This window comes from Mesorhizobium sp. CA15, from assembly GCF_020165215.1.
Lineage (GTDB): Bacteria > Pseudomonadota > Alphaproteobacteria > Rhizobiales > Rhizobiaceae > Mesorhizobium.
On sequence record NZ_JAIUHQ010000005.1, the window covers coordinates 193678 to 209806 of the forward strand.

Here is a 16129-nt window from a genome sequence, read left to right on the forward strand (position 1 = left end):
ATCGGCGCCGGCGGGATAGGCTGGCGAAGGTCGACCGGCTCTCACGTACAACAACTACTGATTGCAAAAGGTGCTGGCATTCGGCGTCCATTTGCCGAAGCCGGTGGCGACCATGTTGGCGATGACGCGGCAGACATAGACCTTCTGCGCGGGGTCGTTGTCGGGGCCGGCATGATAGCGGGCGACGGCCATCGACCAGGTCAGGTGCCGGGCATGCAGGCTGACCAGGAAGCGCGCCGCGTAGTCGACATTGCGATGCGGGTCGAGCATGTCCTCGACGCTGCGGAACTGCGCGCCGTGATAGCGATGGTTGATCTGCATGCAGCCGAGATCGATCAGCGTCTTGCCCTCGCGACGCGCGTTCTCGAATGCGGCGAGCGCTTCGCCGCGGCTGCGAGGAAACACAGCTTTTCCTTCTATATTCAAGGCATTAGGCTGAAGGCTGCCCTTCTTTCCGGTCTCGGTCAGGCCGACGGCGTAAAGGATTCCGGCGGGCACCCCGTAGCGATCGGCGGCGCGCAGGATCTCCGGCTCGCAGGGATTGGCTGCGGCGCTGGCCGCGCCGGCAGCGAAACTAGATATACATATCGTCGTCAGCACGCTCGCGAAGAGGCGAAGCAGCTCGACCGAATTCCTGTGCGCCATCGCCATTGTTCCTTCCCGGTTGCCGGCCGCCGCCCGCGCCGTTGCTGCCCGAGTTCCCAGGCTGGAACGAAGGCTGGTCGCGGCCTGTCGACATCGGCATGGCGCTGGTTGGGTCGGCGCGGCTGGCCGCATGCGCTGCTATCGAGGGTTGCAGGATGGTGACCTTGTCGACGTCGAAGCCGAGGCTGCGCATCGACTTGACGACGGCGTCGCTGTCGGCGGTGAGACGGCGGTATGCCTCGTGTGTCTCGGGCTTCATCTCAATCGAAAGTCGCTCCCCCGAGAGCCGCAGGCTGGCGACAACCGATCCGAGCTCCGAAGGGTGCAGCTCGATCTTCAGCACGTGTGTCGGAACGGCAACAGAATTGGTCGTCTGGGAGCCCGTCGAGGCGCTTGCAAAGGCTTGCTGGACGCCATTGTCGGAGGCAAGCCCTTCAACCAGCGCCGATACCGTCTGGCCGATCGGGTTTTGCGCCGGCGCCGGGAAGCTCTGCTGGTTGACGACTTCCATGCGTCCGGCGGAAGCAGACGGCTTGCCCGGAGTCTGCGGCGCGGCCGACTGCGATTGCAGCGAAGCCTTGGATGCGGAAGCCGGCCGCCAGCCTTGCGGCGGCAACGGGCTACCGGCCGCCGGATCATCCCCTTGCGCCGGCAAGGCATCGGCATCACGCCGGCCCGGCATATCGAGAGCCATTTGCGCCTTCATCGGCTTTAGCCCAAAATCGGGGCCGGAATCGTCCGCTGCCGTCGAACGGGTGGATCGCGACAGCGGCTCGGCGGAACTGTCGATCGCCGTGCGCTTGCCGGCGCGCAGCCGCAGTTCCAGCGATCCGTGGTCGCCGGCGGCTTCTTCACCATCAGCGCCGCCCGCGCCCGACGATTGCGCGAAATGCTTCATGTCGCCCAGCGCCATCAGCAACGGCAAGCGGTCCTGCAGCGGCGCGGGATCGTCGGATTGCGCCGCGGTATCCTTATCCGCGGTCTGCTTCGCGGATAAGGATTGCCCGTCGGTCTTCGCGGACTTTCCCGTCGCCTTCTGCGAACCGGTTTTCCCCTGCGGGTCCTGATCCGGCTCATGCTTGCCGGCATTGGCCGGCAAGCGCCTTGCCGGATGCGCGTTCGGTATTACCGGTCCGGCCGTGTGCTTGTCCTGTGGGCTCTCGGTCCCATGCACCATCTTGCCGAAATTCTGATCCCCAACCTTGTCGCCGGCAGTGTGCTGCCGGGACTGGGCCTGTGTCGAAGCAAAGCCCGGCAAGGTCTGGTTGACGCTGGTCATTTTGGGGCTGCTCCGAGGAGTTGGTCGATCTGGTCGAGCTGACGCCGCGTGCTGGTGACCGCCGCATCGATCGGGTCTTGCATATCGGGCTTCGCCGGCGCGGACGCCTGTACCACCGGCGCGGCGCCGGTCAGAGCCGGAGCGGCCGCCAGGGTTTCAGCCGATGCTTGCGCGGGCTGCGGGACAGGGGGCGGCGAAGCGGCGGGCGGCGTGTCTTTCGCCTGGTCGCTCGGCGCGACCGGCGGATTGCTCACCGCGACCGCTGCCTGTTCGGGCATCGCTCCCTCCACGGGAGGCAAGTCCGCACTGGCCGGGTCAGCTGAGGCTTCGGTCGCGGATTTAGCTCCGTCGCCTCTTGCAACGATTGTCGGTGCGGTTTCGGCATTTGCGGGCGCTTTCACCGGCGCCATCACTTCGCCCGCCACGGCCTGCGCGGCGTCGAGCAGGTCGCGGTCGCCTTGCGAAAGCTTGCCGCGATCTATCTTGCCGAGCTTGGCGCGCACTTCATCGACATTGGCCGATGTCATGGTGGAAAGGCTCGAATAGAGCTGAGTGCGCGGGTCGTCCCGGCTGCCGTTGCCGTTGCGGCCCAGCTCGGCCTTCGCCGAGGCGAAAGCCGAGAGCTCGGTCATCCCGTCGATCGCGGCACGGCGGGCGATGCGCAGGTAGATCACTTTCTCGCGCTCGGGATCCATCATCGAGGTGATGTCGGCGATCTTGTCCTGGCTGATCGCCATGTGCAGCGTGATGACGCCGGAAACAAAGGCATCGGCGAACTGGCTGGCGTAAGGCGAATAGAGGTAGGAGGCGACATACTGGGTCGAAGCTAGCGCGAAACGGGCGGCGTCGCCCTGTGCGGCCGCGATGCCCACGGAGCGGCGAAGCGCTGCCTCCTCGACCAACGTGCCGGGGCTGAGCAGGCGCGCCTCGTCGAGCAGGTTCAGCGCTGCCGCAGGGTCATCGGTCGCAAGCAGCGAACCCTTGACCAGCGCCAGGAAGGCGCCGAGGTCGGCGGGCACGCCCATCGGATCGATCGGCTTCAGCATTTCGATCGCCTCGGCCGGCCGGCCGCTCAGATAGGCGACGACGCCTTTGGCGATGACCAGGCTTTGCGGGTCGGTTATTGCGCGCGAAGCCGCCGCCGCGACCGTCACCGGGTTGCCGCCGCTCATGCCGTAGACGAGCAGAGCGCGGAAGTTCTTCGGCTCCTTGAAATCCTCGGCATCGGCATTGCGCATCCGGGCGTCGATCATTTCGAGGAGCTTCGCCTGCATCGGCAGCGCGGCATGATCGCCGCCGGCAATCCGGTCCTGGATCAGCTGCAGCGAACGCACCAGCTGATAGGGTTGCAGGGCGTCCTGCGCCAAGGCCGCCGACGGCGACCCTGCCGCAAGCAATAGCAGCGCTACCGCGCAGCCGATGGCGCTCCTGCCCTTCATCCGCCGGCCGTCATCAGGATTTCGATGCGCCGGTTCGCGGCCGCCATTGGATCGGAGGCGATCTTGGGCTTCCGGTCGGCGAAGCCCGCGACCTCGGTGATGCGGCTTTCGTCGACGCCGCCGCGCACCAGCATGTAGTAGGCCGAATGGGCTCGCGCGGTGGACAGCCGCCAGTTGTCGTAAGTGTTGCTGCGAAACGGCCGCGCGTCGGTGTGGCCGCTGATGGTGATGGTGCCCTTCTTCTCGTTGACGATGCGGCCGATCTTTTCCATCGCCAGCACCAGCTCGCGGCGTGGCATGGCCGAGCCGATCTCGAACATGCCGAAATCGAGCTGGTCGGTGATCGAAATGACGACGCCCTTGTCGGTGGCCTCGACCGAGACGCCGTCGGCGAGCTTTTCACCCGGCAGGAATGCCTTGGCGAGCTCCTTCTTGATATCCGCCGCTTCCTGAAGAGCGGCTTTGCTCGGCGCCTTGTCGCCTTTGTCGGCGGCTTGCTCGGGTTCGGCCTTTTCTGCCTTCGCGCTTTCGGCTTTGGTGTCGGCCGCTGCAGCCTCGCGCTTGTCGACTTCAGCTTTCCCGGTTTGGGCTTTCTCGGTCTTGTCTGCTTCGCCCGACGCCTTCTCGGCGTCGCCTTGCGCGGCCTTTGGCCCGCTCTTAGCGTCGGTCTTTTGCGGGGTTGCCAGCGGCTCCAGCGGCGCGGCCGTCAGGGCAGGAGCGGCCGGAACGACCTTCACCTTCGGCACCGCGACGGCGGCGACCTTCTCGCCGGGCTTGACCGGATCGCCTTCGATCCTGGCGCGTTCGGCGGTGGCCTCGGCGCCAGGCGCCGCCACTTGCTGCGACCAGAAATCCGGCGCGAACGGATCGCGGTAGGACTCGCCGCCGGATGCGCCGGTTGCCGGACCGGCCGCCTGGGCGCCGCCTTCGCCCTTGGCGCTGACGTTCTGCATCACGCCTGTGTCGGCGGCTATTTCCGCCAGCACCGCGTAGGGATCGGCAAACAGCTTTTCATCGGAGAGCTGGGCATCCTGCGCTCCGGCCTTCGTCTGCCGGCGCTCGGAGGAACCGGCGCCGCCCTTGCCGTCATCGCCCGCCTTGGTCGCGCCCTGCTGCGGGTTGTCCGCGGTCAATCCGACCTTGCTCGGGCCGTCGCCCAAATCTTCCAGGCCCTTGCGGCTGGAGTTGCGATCGATCAGCTCGACCGGATTGAAATAGCTGGCGACGGCCGCCTTGGTCTGCTCGTTGGCGGCGTTGATCAGCCACATGACGAGGAAGAAGCACATCATCGCCGTCATGAAGTCGGCGAAGGCGATCTTCCATACGCCACCATGGTGGCCGTCGTCATGACCGTCGTGATTGCGCTTGACGATGATGATCTCGTGCCGGGGGTCGGCATGGTCGACGGCGCTCATGACAGGACCTCCGACAAGGACGCCGACCACTCGGCGATACGCGTCTCGAACACGGTTTCGTCGATGGTGACGGTCAGGTCGAAGCCCGGCGCCTCGCTGAAGTCGAGATTGGCGGCGCGGGATCCGAGCGCCGCCTGCAGCGGCTCGAACAGCGACAACGGGCCGCGGACGGCGATGCGCACGGCCTCGCTGTCGGCGACCGCCGCACTGATGGCGCGGGAAAGGGCAGCGAGCGAACGCTCCTGCAGGTCGTCGCTGAGAAGGCCGCCGACGATACGGGCGACGGTTGCGCCGGCAAGCTCGGCAACGCGCTGCTCCATGGCCTCGATGCGCGTGGCGAGGGCGGCGCCGAGATCGCCGCCGAAGCTCTCAAGGAAAGTTTGCGCGGCCTGGTTGCTGGCCTGGCGCTCGGCGTCGAGCGCTGCCTGATGGGCCAGCGCGAGGCGCGCCTCGAGCGCTGCCTCCGCGTCGGCCACGGCCTCGGCGATCAGCGCGCCGATATCGGCCTGCGGCTCCGGCGCGGCCGGCAGATGCTCGGCGTCGCGCGCGGTCGGCGCCTGATTGGCACGCGGCGTGCGCGAACCAAAATCGGGCAGGAGATCGAAGAGGGCTGCGGAGGCCATGGCCTAACCTACGGCTTCCGGGACGGCTGCCCATTTGCGCAGAATCTGCGCGGTGCGCTCCTCGTTGAGGTCGACCATGCGGGCAAGCCGGTCCTGCGGCGCCGGCCGGATTTTCTGGCGCAGGTCATCGAGCGGGGTTGCACCGGCGCGCGCGCCGGGCAGGGCGCCGGCCGGGGCCTCGGCGGTGATCGCGGCGACCGGCGCATCGGGCGTCGGCAAGGAACGCTGCACGTCGTCGAAGCTCGGGCCGGCAATGGCCGCGGGCCTCGCCGACGCCGTCAGCGCGGCGGCCATCGGCTTGAGGCCGAAGAACGCCACCAGGAAGACGACGACGATGAAGGCGCCGGCATTGATCAGCGTGCCGGTATAGGTGCCGATCGAGGCGAGAATGCCAGGCTGATCTATCGGCTCGCCGTCGAGGCCGTTGATGAATTCGACCGCCGAGACGTCGATGATGTCGCCGCGCTTGTCGTCGAAGCCGGTCGCCGAGGCGACCATCTTCTGGATATCGGCGACTCGCTTGGCGATCTGCTCCGGCGTGGCGTCCTTGCCGAGGATGGTCTTCAGGCGATCCTGGTTGACCACGACCGCGATCGACATCTTGTTGACCGTGTAACCGTTGGAGACGGTGGCGATCTTCTTGGAATTGATCTCGTAGTTCGTGATCTCTTCCTTGCGGTCGTTCTGCGAGGTGGATTGCGGGCCCTCGGTGGTGGTGGTCTGCGTCTCGGGCAGGTTCTGCTCGACGCTGGTCGGGGTCGAAGCCTGCTTCTGGTTGCTGGCCTCGTTGGTCTTCACTGACTGCACCGAACGCTCGACGCGCGAGTTCGGATCGAAGATCGTCTCCTCGGTCTGGCGCGTGTCGGTGTTGATGTCGGCCTTGACGCTGGCGCGGAAATTGTCCGGGCCGAGATAAGGGGTGAGCGCGCGGCGGATGTTGTCGCCGATCTGCGCCTCGACCGTCTGCTCGACGCCCAGCGTGCGCGCGGCGCTCGTGTTGGACGGGTCGTCGCCGGCGGCCAAAAGATTGCCGTTGGAATCGAGCACGGTGACCTTGTCGGCCGAGAGGCCGGGAACGGCCGCGGCGACGAGGTGGCGGATCGACATGGCGCTCTTCTCGGCATCGCTGCCCGCATAGCGGATGACCACCGAGGCGGAGGGCTGCTGCTCGTCGCGACGGAAATTGGCACGCTCGGACATGACGATGTGGACTCGAGCCGCCTTGACGCCGGAGATCGACTGGATGGTGCGCGCGATCTCGCCTTCCAGGGCGCGCACGCGGGTGATCTGCTGCATGAAGGAGGTGAGGCCGAGCGAGCCGACATTGTCGAACAGCTCATAGCCGGCGTTGGCGCTGGTCGGCAGGCCTTTCTCGGCAAGCAGCATGCGCGCCTGCGCGGTGGTGCCGGCCGGCACCATCACGGATGTGCCGTCAGAGCCCACATCGAAGCCGATGCCGGCGTCGGCCAGCACCAGTCCGATCTGATTGACGTCGGAACGCTCGAGGCCGACATAGAGCGTCTCATAGGCCGGGCGGTTGAGATAGACCGACGCGATGCCGATGACGGCCATGACCAGGGCCGCGATGCCGCCCATGAGCGCCAGACGCCTAACGCCGAAGCTCTTCAAATTCGCGATGACGCTCTGGATCTGTTCCGGCACGATTCAACCGCTCCCAGCATGACTGTCCGCCGGAAGACTAGACCGCGAAGCTTGTGCGAGGATGATAGGCGTGCCAGCAAAGCGTCGACCCGGCTCTTATCCAAAAACGAAAAAGGCCGCGCCCGTGGCGCGGCCTTTCGCCGGTCGGAATATTTCTGCCGATTAGCCGTTCTTGAACAGCGCCAGGATCGACTGCGAGGAGCTGTTGGCGATCGACAACGACTGGATGCCGAGCTGCTGCTGCACCTGCAGCGCCTGAAGGCGGGTCGATTCCTTGTTCATGTCGGCATCGACGAGCTGGCCGACGCCGCGGTCGATGGAGTCCATAAGGCTCTGGGTGAAGGTCTTCTGCAGGTCGATCGAGCTCTTGGCGGCGCCGAGCACGGTGGCGGCGTCAGTAAGCTGACTCATGACGTTGTCGATCTTGGTGACCATCTGCGTGATGATGTCGTCGGTCACGCCCGTTGCCGTGATGTCGAGATTGAAGGCGGAGACGTTGTCGATCTTGACGGGCGAGCCCGACACAGCGGCCTGGCCCGCGGTGTTGGCGGCAATGTCGGTGGCGCCGCCGGCGATCGAGGCCGCATAGGCGGCGTCATATGCCGACTGGTCGGCGGCGGTGGAGTAGATCGAAGTCTTGCGATCGAGAATGCCCTGGTTCTTGACGGCCGTCGCGAGGCCGGAATCGAACAGTTTGGTGCTCTCGACATTGATGTCGATGGTGCCGAGCGAGATGGCGCCGGACGAGGAGCGGTTGAACGAGGAGACGATCTGGGCGTCGGGCTGGACGCCGTCATTGGCGGCCGCGACCTGCTTGGACGTCACCGAAAGATAATTCGAGCCGGAGAAGGTGGCGGCATCGGCGAAGGATTTCATCTGCGCCTGCAGCGTGGTGATTTCGGTCTGCGTCTTGGCCTTGTTGGCACCCGATTGGCCGACAGCCGACAAAAGCTTGGTCTTGATCTGGCCGATCGTCGAAAGGACGTTGTTCATGCCAGTGTAGGCTGTATCGACCTTCGAGGCACCGAGACCGAGCGCATCCTGCACAGTCGACAGCGCCGAATTGTCGGAGCGCATGGTGGTGGCGATCGACCAGTAGGCGGCGTTGTCGGAGGCCTCGGAGACCCGGTAGCCGGTGGAGATCCGGGCCTGCGTCTGCTCGAGCGATTTGTTGGTGGCGTTGAGGCTTTGAAGTGCAGTCAACGCCGCAGCGTTCGTCATGATGCTCGCCAAGAAACTCGCTCCTTCTCAAAAGCCGGCATGCCACGCAGGCCGGGTCTCGACCTGTCCATGGGTTGCGAATCGTGCCGGTCGGGCCGATTCGACAACCTAAGTGATTGGTTAACCATACCTAGCGCGATATGGTTAATGGCCTGTTAAAAGTAGGCTTCCGAGAGGTTAGGGAACGAGGGTTGCGCGAGCCTTGAGCAAACGCAAATCGGGCCGCGCTTTTGGCGCGGCCCGATGCTTTGGTCCGGTCAGTATGGAGCGATCAGCCGCGGAAGAGCGACAAGATCGACTGCGACGAGCCGTTGGCGATCGACAGCGCCTGGACGCCGAGCTGCTGCTGCACCTGCAGCGCCTGGAGGCGGGTCGATTCCTTGTTCATGTCGGCATCGACGAGCTGGCCGACGCCGCGGTCGATGGAGTCCATCAGGCTCGAGGTGAAGGTCTTCTGCAGGTTGATCGAGCTCTTGGCGGCGCCGAGCTTGGTCGCGGCGGTCGTCATGTCCTTCAGCGCGGCGTCGACGACTTTCATCATATCCGCGATCTGGGTATCGCTTGCAGCGGTGGTGCCGGAGAAGATCTTCATCGTGGCGACCGAATAGGTGTCGCCCGCCGCAGCTGCCGCACCCAGGGTCGGGTTTTGCGCAGTGGTGGTGACAGCGCCGGTCGCACCGACGCGGTCGGCGTCGAGGATACCTTTCGACACGCCAGCCGCGGTGCCGGCTTCATACAGCTTGATGCTGTCGACCTTGACGTCGATCGTCGAGATCGAAACTGCGCCGGTGGCATCGCGGTTGAAGGCCGAAACGATCTTGACGTCGGCTGCGCTCGTGGCGGTGGCGCCGCTGTTGACCGACAGCATGTTCGTGCCGGAGAACGTGGCGCCATCCGCATAGGCCTTCAACTGGTTCTGAAGAGCGGCGATTTCGACTTGGGTCTTTTCCTTAGAAGCATCGGTCTGGCCGTAGGAAGCGGTCAGCTTCTGCTGGATCTGGTTGATGGTCGAGATCGCGCTGTCCATGCCGGTGTAAGCGGTGTCGACCTTCGAGGCGCCGAGGCCGAGCGCGTCAGAAACGGTGGACATGGCCTGGTTGTCGGAACGCATCGTGGTGGCGATCGACCAGTAAGCGGCGTTGTCGGAAGCCTGCGAGACGCGATAGCCCGTCGAGATACGGGACTGGGTGGTGTCGAGGTTCTTCTGGGTGGCGTTCAAGCTCTGCAGAGCGGTCAACGCCGAGGCGTTGGTCATGATACTGGCCATGGTACTCGTACCTTGTTTTTACACGGATTTTTTTGACATACCGGCATGTCCGGTATGACGGTGCGGCATCATGCCAATGACCGCTCAGTCAGGTCACCCGCCATCTGCGAGCGACTATGGCGGTAAGTTGCTACCAAAGAGCTAAATCGGACGGTTAATCGAAAATAATGTTGGAAGGCTTGCGCGCAGCTTGCTCAAGCTGTCGAGGCTTGGCGCGGCATGCTTGCGCGGTCCGGCGGGAACGATCAGGTGAAGGATCGTACCAGGCTGCCGACCAGAAGGTTCCAGCCGTCGATCAGCACGAAGAACAGGATCTTGAACGGCAGCGATACCACCGTCGGCGGCAGCATCATCATGCCCATGGCCATGGTGACGGTGGCGACGATCAGGTCGATGACGAGGAAGGGCAGGACGATGAGGAAGCCAATCTCGAAGCCGCGGCGGATCTCCGAGATCATGAAGGCCGGCACCAGGATGCGCAGGTCGACAGTCTCGCGCGAGACGGTCTGGCCGCGCTCCCGGGCGAGGTCGGCGAAGAGGTCGAAATCCTTGTCGCGCACATTGTGCAGCATGAAGTCACGGAACGGGCCGGAGATTTTCTCGAACGCCTCGCCCTGCGTGATCTGGTTGTCCATCAGCGGCTTCACGCCGGTGTTCCAGGCCTGGTCGAAAGTCGGCGCCATGACATAGAAGGTCATGAACAGCGACAGCGAGATCAGGATCAGGTTGGCCGGCGTCGATTGCAGGCCGATACCGGCGCGCAGGATCGAAAAGGCGATGACGAAGCGGGTGAAGCTCGTCACCATGATCAAGAGCCCGGGCGCCACCGAAAGCACGGTGAGCAGGCCGAACATCTGGATCAGATAGCCGACCGTCGTGCCGTCGGCCTTGCCGATGCCGCCGAGATCGAGCTGCTGGGCCGCGGCGACGGAGGTGGTGACGACGATGAGCGCCGTGGCTATGAGGAACTTTCTCATTCGAGCAGCATCGTCCTGACGAGAACCTGTTTGACGTGGCCGCCGCTGCGCAGCGCCGCGCGCTCCTCGAGATCGGCCTTGAGATGCTGGTAGCCGCTGGCGCCTTCGATCTGATGCAGCTTGAGGGTGCGCACATAGGCAAGCAGGTCCTGGTGGATCTGCTCGGTCACTTCCTGCGGCTGCGGAGCATCGTAGAGCAGCGACGCCTCCAGCCGGATCCAGACTTCCGACGGCGAGGCGAGATTGGTGGTGATCGGTGCCAGCTGCACCAGCGCTGGCCCGGCGCCCGCCTTGCCGCCTTCGGCGGGTTTTTCGGCGGCGCCGGCGTTCTCCGGCGCCGCGGGCACCGCTGCCGGCGTTTCGCCTTGCTGGAGATAGCCGCCGGAAAGCCAACCCATGCCGACGGCCGCGCCGGTCATAGCCAACAGCATGGCGAGCTGGATCGCCAGGGAAGGTCCCTTTTTGGGCTGGACTTGCTCGACATTTGCCACGGCAGCGCTCTCCCGGTCCTAGAAGGGAAGCACTTGGTCGAGGATCTGCTGGCCATAGGCCGGCTGCTGGACCTCGCTCACACGGCCACGGCCGCCATAGGAAATGCGCGCCTCGGCGATGCGCTCGTAGGGGATGGTGTTTTCCGCGCCGATGTCGGACGGACGGACCATGCCGGCGATGGTCAGCACCCGAAGCTCGTAATTGACGCGGACCTCCTGCGAGCCCCTGATCATCAGATTGCCGTTGGGCAGCACGTCTGTGACGACGGCGGCGACATTGAGCTCGAGGTTTTCCGAACGTTTGATCTCCCCATCGGCATTGGTCTCGGTGCTGGAGCTCAGGCCGGCGTCGCCCTTGCCGTTGGTGCTTGCCTTTTCCCATCCGAGATTGATGTCATAGCCAAGCTTGCGCGCGGCGGTGCGGCTGCGGTCGTTCTGGTTCTTGAAATTGGCCTTGTCGTTGAGCCTGATGTTGACGGTCAGGATGTCGCCGGCGCGCAGCGCGCGCGGATCGGTAAACAGCCGGCTCTGGCGATCGTCCCACAGCGAGAATTTCTTCGGCCGGGAGGCAGGCGGCTCGGGGTAGCTGTAAGGGCCGGAACCGCCTTCGCCGATGCCGGAGCCGACCGGCGACAAAGCGGGCTCCCTGCCGACCTCCCTGAGATCGGTACCGCAACCGGCCAGGGTGGCGAGGGCGATCAGGGCCAGCAATTTCAACTTCATGACGGATCAACCCTTCGCGCCGCGCTGGCCATGATGCCGGTGAGCGTCGCCGCCGCCTTCTGGTCCATTTCGTTCAGGATGACGCCGGCCTTGCGCGAATCGAGCTTCATCAGGATGGCCGCCGCGAGCTCGGCGTTGACCATCGCCAGACGTTCGGCGGCGGCATCGGGCTTCATGCCGGCATAGATCTTGACGACGCCGTCCTCGGCACGCGCCAGGAACACCTCGCGGCGCTTCAGCCATTCCTCGTATTCGGCCCGCTTTGCCTCCAACGCTTTCATGCGCTCGTCGATGCCGGCCTGCAGCTGCTTCAATTCCTCGGCCTGGAGAGCGTAGCGGCGGTCGCGCGCGGCGTCCGCGATGTTGGAACAGAAGCGCTGGATCTCGCTTTCGTCCGGCGCCTTGCCGCCTGCGAGCGCAGCCGGCTGAAGCGGCGCGTTTTCATGTGTGAGCTGTGCCGGCTGAACCGGCGCCTGACCGCCCGGCAACACCTGTCGTACCTCGTCCGCATGGGCAGCGGTGCCGCCAAGCAGAGCAACCATTGCTGCGATGGCCCGGAAGCTCAGGTGACCGCGGGGTGTTAGGGAGGAAAGCGCGATCATCGGCATGCCTATTGGAGAACCAGATCGGCCTGCAAGGCGCCGGCCGATTTGATGCCTTGCAGGATGGCGATGATGCCGTCGGGCTTCACGCCGAGGCGATTGAGGCCCGAGACCAGCGTTTCGAGGTCGGGACCGTCGAGCACGGCAACGCGGGCGTCAGGCCGGCTCGCCTCGATGGCGGTGAAGGGCTCGACGGCGGTGTGACCCCTGGAGAAGGGTTCCGGCTGAACCACCTTCGGCGCTTCGGTGATGCGCACGGTGAGCGTGCCGTGGCTGATCGCCACGCGCGAGATCCTGACATTGCTGCCGATGACGATGGTGCCGGTGCGCTCGTCGATGACGACGCGGGCAGGGGCGTCGGATTCGACGACGAGATTTTCGATCTCGGCATAAAAACGCGCGGCCGAGACATTCCTCGGCCGCTTGATCTGCACCGTGCGGGCATCGCGTTCGGCGGCGACCCGCATCCCGAAGCGCTGCGAGGTGTAGTCGTTGATGGCGTCGGCGATGCGGATGGCGGTCGAGAAATCGGGATTGCGCAATTGCAGCGTCAACACGCCCTGGTCATCGAACTCGGCCGGCACCGAGCGCTCGACGATGGCGCCGTTCGGCACGCGGCCGGCGGTCGGCACGCCTTGCGTCAACTGCTCGGCCTGGCCCTGGGCGGTGAAACCGCCGACGATCACCGAGCCCTGCCCGACGGCATAGATTTCGCCGTCGGCCGCCTTCAGCGGCGTCATCACCAGCGTGCCGCCGGCGAGCGAGGTGGCGTCGCCCATCGAGGAGACGTCGATGTCGATACGGCTGCCCGACTGGACGAAGGGCGGCATGTTGGCGGTGACGATGACGGCGGCCACGTTCTTGGCGCGCGCGCGGCCGTCTTCGGTGGCAATGCCGAGATTCTCCAACATGGCCCGGATCGACTGTTCGGTGAACGGCGAGTTGCGCAGGCTGTCGCCGGTTCCGGCGAGGCCGATGACCAGACCATAGCCGACGAGCTGGTTGTCGCGCGCGCTCTGCAGCTGGGCGATGTCCTTGATGCGCGCCGCGACCTGACCGGGCGGCAGCGTGCTTGGCCCGGTCGAGACCCGGAACATGCGCTGGGTGGTGGCCGGATCGTATTCCGGATCGTCATAGACACCGCCGTTTTTCTGCGCGAGCTCCCGCTTGGCCTTGGGCGTCAGCCCATCCGCCAATGCCGGCTGCAGGCCGATGGCGGCGCTCAGCAGAAGAACAAAGGCGCGCATCACGAAGCGCCGACCTTGATGGTGCCGTCGGCCATCACCGTGCCGGAGATGATCTTGCCGCTGTCGGTGTTGCGGATCTTGATCTGGTCACCGGCAGCACCTGGCTGCAGCGTGACGCCGGCGGCTGAAATGGTGAGCGAGCCGGCGGTGAAATAGACCTGCACGGAAGCGCCCTGCTCGACCAGCCAGGCGTCGCGGATGGCAGTCACCGGGATGTAGCGGCCGGGCAGCAGCGTGCGCTTGGCAACCTTGCCCTGAAGCTCCTCCGAGCGCGTCGCCATGCCGTCCGGCTTGTGCTTGCCGGGGATGAGCGTCACCTGCTTGAGCGAGGCGGGCTCGATGGTCTCGCCGGGATAGATGACCCGGTTGGGGATCAGCACGGCCTCGCCGACGACCTGGCCGGCGGCGATCTGGTTTGCCGACTGGCCGGTCGGGTCCTGCGCCAGAGCCGGCGTGCCGGCGGCCACCAGGGCGGTGGCCAGCACGGCGCGACGGAGTGCGGAGGAGATCGGCCAGGCCATCATCCGTTACCTGATGTTCTTTGAGACCACCGAGGCCATGTCGTCGGCGGCCTGGATGACCTTGGAATTCATTTCGTAGGCGCGCTGCGCCGAAATCAGCTCGGTGATTTCCTTCACCGGATCGACGTTGGAGGATTCGAGATAGCCCTGCTGGATCGTGGCGAAGCCCGGATCGCCGGGGACGCCCACATTGGCCGGGCCTGAGGCGGCCGTTTCCTGGAAGAGGTTGTCGCCGAGCGGCGCCAGGCCCGCCTCGTTGGCGAAGTTGGCGATCTGAAGCTGGCCGAGCAGCTGGAGGTCGGTCTGGCCCTGGATGCGGGCGAAGACCTGGCCTGTCTTGTTGACGATCACCTCGACCGCGTCGGTCGGCACAGAGATGGCCGGAATGACATTGGCGCCGTCGACCGTCACGAGCTGCCCGGTGGCGTTGGTGTTGAAGGCGCCGGCGCGGCTGTAGAGCGTGGCTCCATCGGCGCCCTCGATCTGGAACCAGCCCCTGCCGGTCAACGCCAGGTCGAAGCTGTTGCCGGTGCTGGTCAGCTCGCCTTGCGTGTGGACGTTGCGCACCGCCGTCGTCTTGACGCCAAGACCGATCGAGACGCCTTCCGGCACCAGCGAGGTGTTGGAACGGTTGGGCACCCCTTGGGTGCGGTCGACCTGGTAGAGCAGGTCGGAGAATTCGGCCCGCGCCCGCTTGTAGCCGGTGGTGTTGATGTTGGCGATGTTGTTGGCGATGACTTCCAGGTTGGTCTGCTGGGCATTCATGCCGGTGGCGGCGATGGCAAGGGCTTTCATGACGCTAGATACTCATGCGGCTGATTTCGAGATAGGCCGAGACGACCTTGTCGCGGATCGCGATGGTGGTCTGCAGCGCCTGCTGGGCGCTCAGCACCGCATCGACGACCTGGCGCGTATCGGCGTCGCCCTTCAGGGCCTGTATCGACATCTGCTCGGCGCCCTGCAGCGTGTTGACGGTCTTCGTCGCCGCTTGGCTGAGCACCTCGGCGAAGCTGCTGCCGACGCTTTCGCCGGTCTGCGTTCCGACGCCGCCCTGCAGCAGGTTCGGTGACGCCTGCTCCGCCCCGTCAACCGCCGTCTTGAATTGTATTGCCCCGATACCGCCGATCATTACTGGTTCCTCATCAGGTCGATGGTCATGGAAATCAGATCGCGAGCCTGCTTGATGACCTGCAGGTTGGCTTCATAGGAGCGGTTCGCCTCGCTCATGTCGGCCATTTCGACCAACGTGTTGACATTGGGCATCTTGACGTACCCTTTGGCGTCGGCAGCTTCGTTGCCGGGCTGGAATTCGATCGGGAAGTCCGAAGGATCGCGGGAGATCGCGTTGACTTCCACCAGCGAGCCGCCGGTTGCGCGGTCGACCTCGGACTGGAAGGTGATGGTCTTGCGGCGATAGGGATCGGCGCCGGGCGTGCTGCCGGTCGACTGGGCGTTGGCAAGGTTCTCCGAGACCACGCGCAGCCGCTCGGACTGGGCGCCAAGGCCGGATGCCGCGACTTTGAGGGCTGCAGTCAGCGCATCCATGATCAGCTCTTCACCACCATCGTCATCATCGAGTGGAAGGCCTTGACGATCGCCGTGTTGAGCTCGAAGGAGCGGCGAACCTCGCCGGCTTTCATCAACTCCTGTTCGAGAACCACGGTGTTCTTCGACGGCATGATCGCGCCGTCAGGGTCCTCGGGCTTGACGTTGAAGCCGGCATTGGCCCTTTCGGCGCCAAGGTGGCCAGTCTGCGTGGCGGCAAGCGTCACCGCGGTCCGGTCGAGGACCTTTTCGAAGGGCTCGACGTCATTGGCGGTGTAGCCGGGCGTGTTGGCATTGGCGATGTTGGAGGCAATCGCCGACTGGCGCACGGCCAGCCATTGCGACTGCCGCGTGGCGAGATCGAAAAGATTTACGGGTTCCATGGGAATCTCCCGGGCAAGTACGCGCAAGACTAGGCGGCCAGTCTTGCGTGGACCTTGCGCGGGGTGGGCTTGCGCCCTGGAGCCGTATG

General features: G+C 65.1%; 18 protein-coding genes. All 18 read right to left on the reverse strand.

Features of this window, described 5'->3' with window-relative positions; translation table 11 throughout:
- Window positions 1-54 precede the first annotated feature (54 nt).
- The 18 genes from LB515_RS11940 to flgB all read right to left on the reverse strand — a co-directional run bounded on the left by LB515_RS11940 (window position 55) and on the right by flgB (window position 16040).
- On the reverse strand, window positions 55-645 hold the full coding sequence (locus tag LB515_RS11940; protein ID WP_224707835.1) for a transglycosylase SLT domain-containing protein: 591 nt from the start codon (window positions 643-645) through the stop codon (window positions 55-57).
- Entirely contained in the window at window positions 575-1924 is a 1350-nt protein-coding gene (locus LB515_RS11945; RefSeq protein ID WP_224707836.1) for a flagellar hook-length control protein FliK, read from the reverse strand. Before LB515_RS11945 ends, LB515_RS11940 begins: the two co-directional genes overlap by 71 nt.
- Entirely contained in the window at window positions 1921-3363 is a 1443-nt protein-coding gene (locus LB515_RS11950; protein WP_224707837.1) for a chemotaxis protein MotC, read from the reverse strand. The genes LB515_RS11945 and LB515_RS11950 overlap by 4 nt, the downstream gene beginning before the upstream one ends.
- Window positions 3360-4778 (reverse strand): MotB family protein, encoded by a 1419-nt coding sequence (locus tag LB515_RS11955; RefSeq protein WP_224707838.1) that lies wholly within the window; start codon window positions 4776-4778, stop codon window positions 3360-3362. Before LB515_RS11955 ends, LB515_RS11950 begins: the two co-directional genes overlap by 4 nt.
- Entirely contained in the window at window positions 4775-5401 is a 627-nt protein-coding gene (locus LB515_RS11960) for a hypothetical protein (RefSeq protein ID WP_224524338.1), read from the reverse strand. The genes LB515_RS11955 and LB515_RS11960 overlap by 4 nt, the downstream gene beginning before the upstream one ends.
- Window positions 5402-5404: 3 nt before the next feature.
- Window positions 5405-7063: a flagellar basal-body MS-ring/collar protein FliF gene (fliF, locus tag LB515_RS11965; RefSeq protein ID WP_224524342.1), complete on the reverse strand. Its 1659-nt coding sequence runs from the start codon at window positions 7061-7063 to the stop codon at window positions 5405-5407.
- A gap of 162 nt (window positions 7064-7225) precedes the next feature.
- Complete coding sequence (locus LB515_RS11970; RefSeq protein WP_224707839.1) at window positions 7226-8296, reverse strand: flagellin; 1071 nt, start codon at window positions 8294-8296, stop codon at window positions 7226-7228.
- A gap of 259 nt (window positions 8297-8555) precedes the next feature.
- Window positions 8556-9551, reverse strand: a complete 996-nt coding sequence (locus LB515_RS11975) for a flagellin (protein ID WP_140842058.1) — start codon at window positions 9549-9551, stop codon at window positions 8556-8558.
- A gap of 245 nt (window positions 9552-9796) precedes the next feature.
- Window positions 9797-10528, reverse strand: a complete 732-nt coding sequence (fliP, locus tag LB515_RS11980; protein WP_095766375.1) for a flagellar type III secretion system pore protein FliP — start codon at window positions 10526-10528, stop codon at window positions 9797-9799.
- Window positions 10525-11019: a flagellar basal body-associated protein FliL gene (gene fliL, locus LB515_RS11985; RefSeq protein WP_224707840.1), complete on the reverse strand. Its 495-nt coding sequence runs from the start codon at window positions 11017-11019 to the stop codon at window positions 10525-10527. The genes fliP and fliL overlap by 4 nt, the downstream gene beginning before the upstream one ends.
- An 18-nt stretch (window positions 11020-11037) precedes the next feature.
- Window positions 11038-11742: a flagellar basal body L-ring protein FlgH gene (gene flgH, locus LB515_RS11990; RefSeq protein ID WP_224707841.1), complete on the reverse strand. Its 705-nt coding sequence runs from the start codon at window positions 11740-11742 to the stop codon at window positions 11038-11040.
- A complete protein-coding gene (locus tag LB515_RS11995) occupies window positions 11739-12350 on the reverse strand; it encodes a MotE family protein (protein WP_411969129.1) in 612 nt (203 codons plus the stop codon). Before LB515_RS11995 ends, flgH begins: the two co-directional genes overlap by 4 nt.
- A 2-nt stretch (window positions 12351-12352) precedes the next feature.
- The gene (locus LB515_RS12000) at window positions 12353-13441 is read right to left on the reverse strand and encodes a flagellar basal body P-ring protein FlgI (protein ID WP_224707900.1); all 1089 of its coding nucleotides are present in this window, start codon (window positions 13439-13441) and stop codon (window positions 12353-12355) included.
- Between the two features lie 149 nt (window positions 13442-13590).
- Window positions 13591-14112, reverse strand: a complete 522-nt coding sequence (flgA, locus tag LB515_RS12005) for a flagellar basal body P-ring formation chaperone FlgA (RefSeq protein ID WP_224707842.1) — start codon at window positions 14110-14112, stop codon at window positions 13591-13593.
- Window positions 14113-14118: 6 nt separating this feature from the next.
- A complete protein-coding gene (flgG, locus tag LB515_RS12010; protein ID WP_095766381.1) occupies window positions 14119-14907 on the reverse strand; it encodes a flagellar basal-body rod protein FlgG in 789 nt (262 codons plus the stop codon).
- A 4-nt stretch (window positions 14908-14911) separates the two neighbouring features.
- Window positions 14912-15241, reverse strand: a complete 330-nt coding sequence (locus tag LB515_RS12015; RefSeq protein WP_095766382.1) for a flagellar hook-basal body complex protein FliE — start codon at window positions 15239-15241, stop codon at window positions 14912-14914.
- Entirely contained in the window at window positions 15241-15657 is a 417-nt protein-coding gene (gene flgC / locus LB515_RS12020; RefSeq protein ID WP_095766383.1) for a flagellar basal body rod protein FlgC, read from the reverse strand. The genes LB515_RS12015 and flgC overlap by 1 nt, the downstream gene beginning before the upstream one ends.
- Window positions 15658-15659: 2 nt before the next feature.
- The gene (gene flgB / locus LB515_RS12025; protein ID WP_140542872.1) at window positions 15660-16040 is read right to left on the reverse strand and encodes a flagellar basal body rod protein FlgB; all 381 of its coding nucleotides are present in this window, start codon (window positions 16038-16040) and stop codon (window positions 15660-15662) included.
- Window positions 16041-16129: the final 89 nt, after the last annotated feature.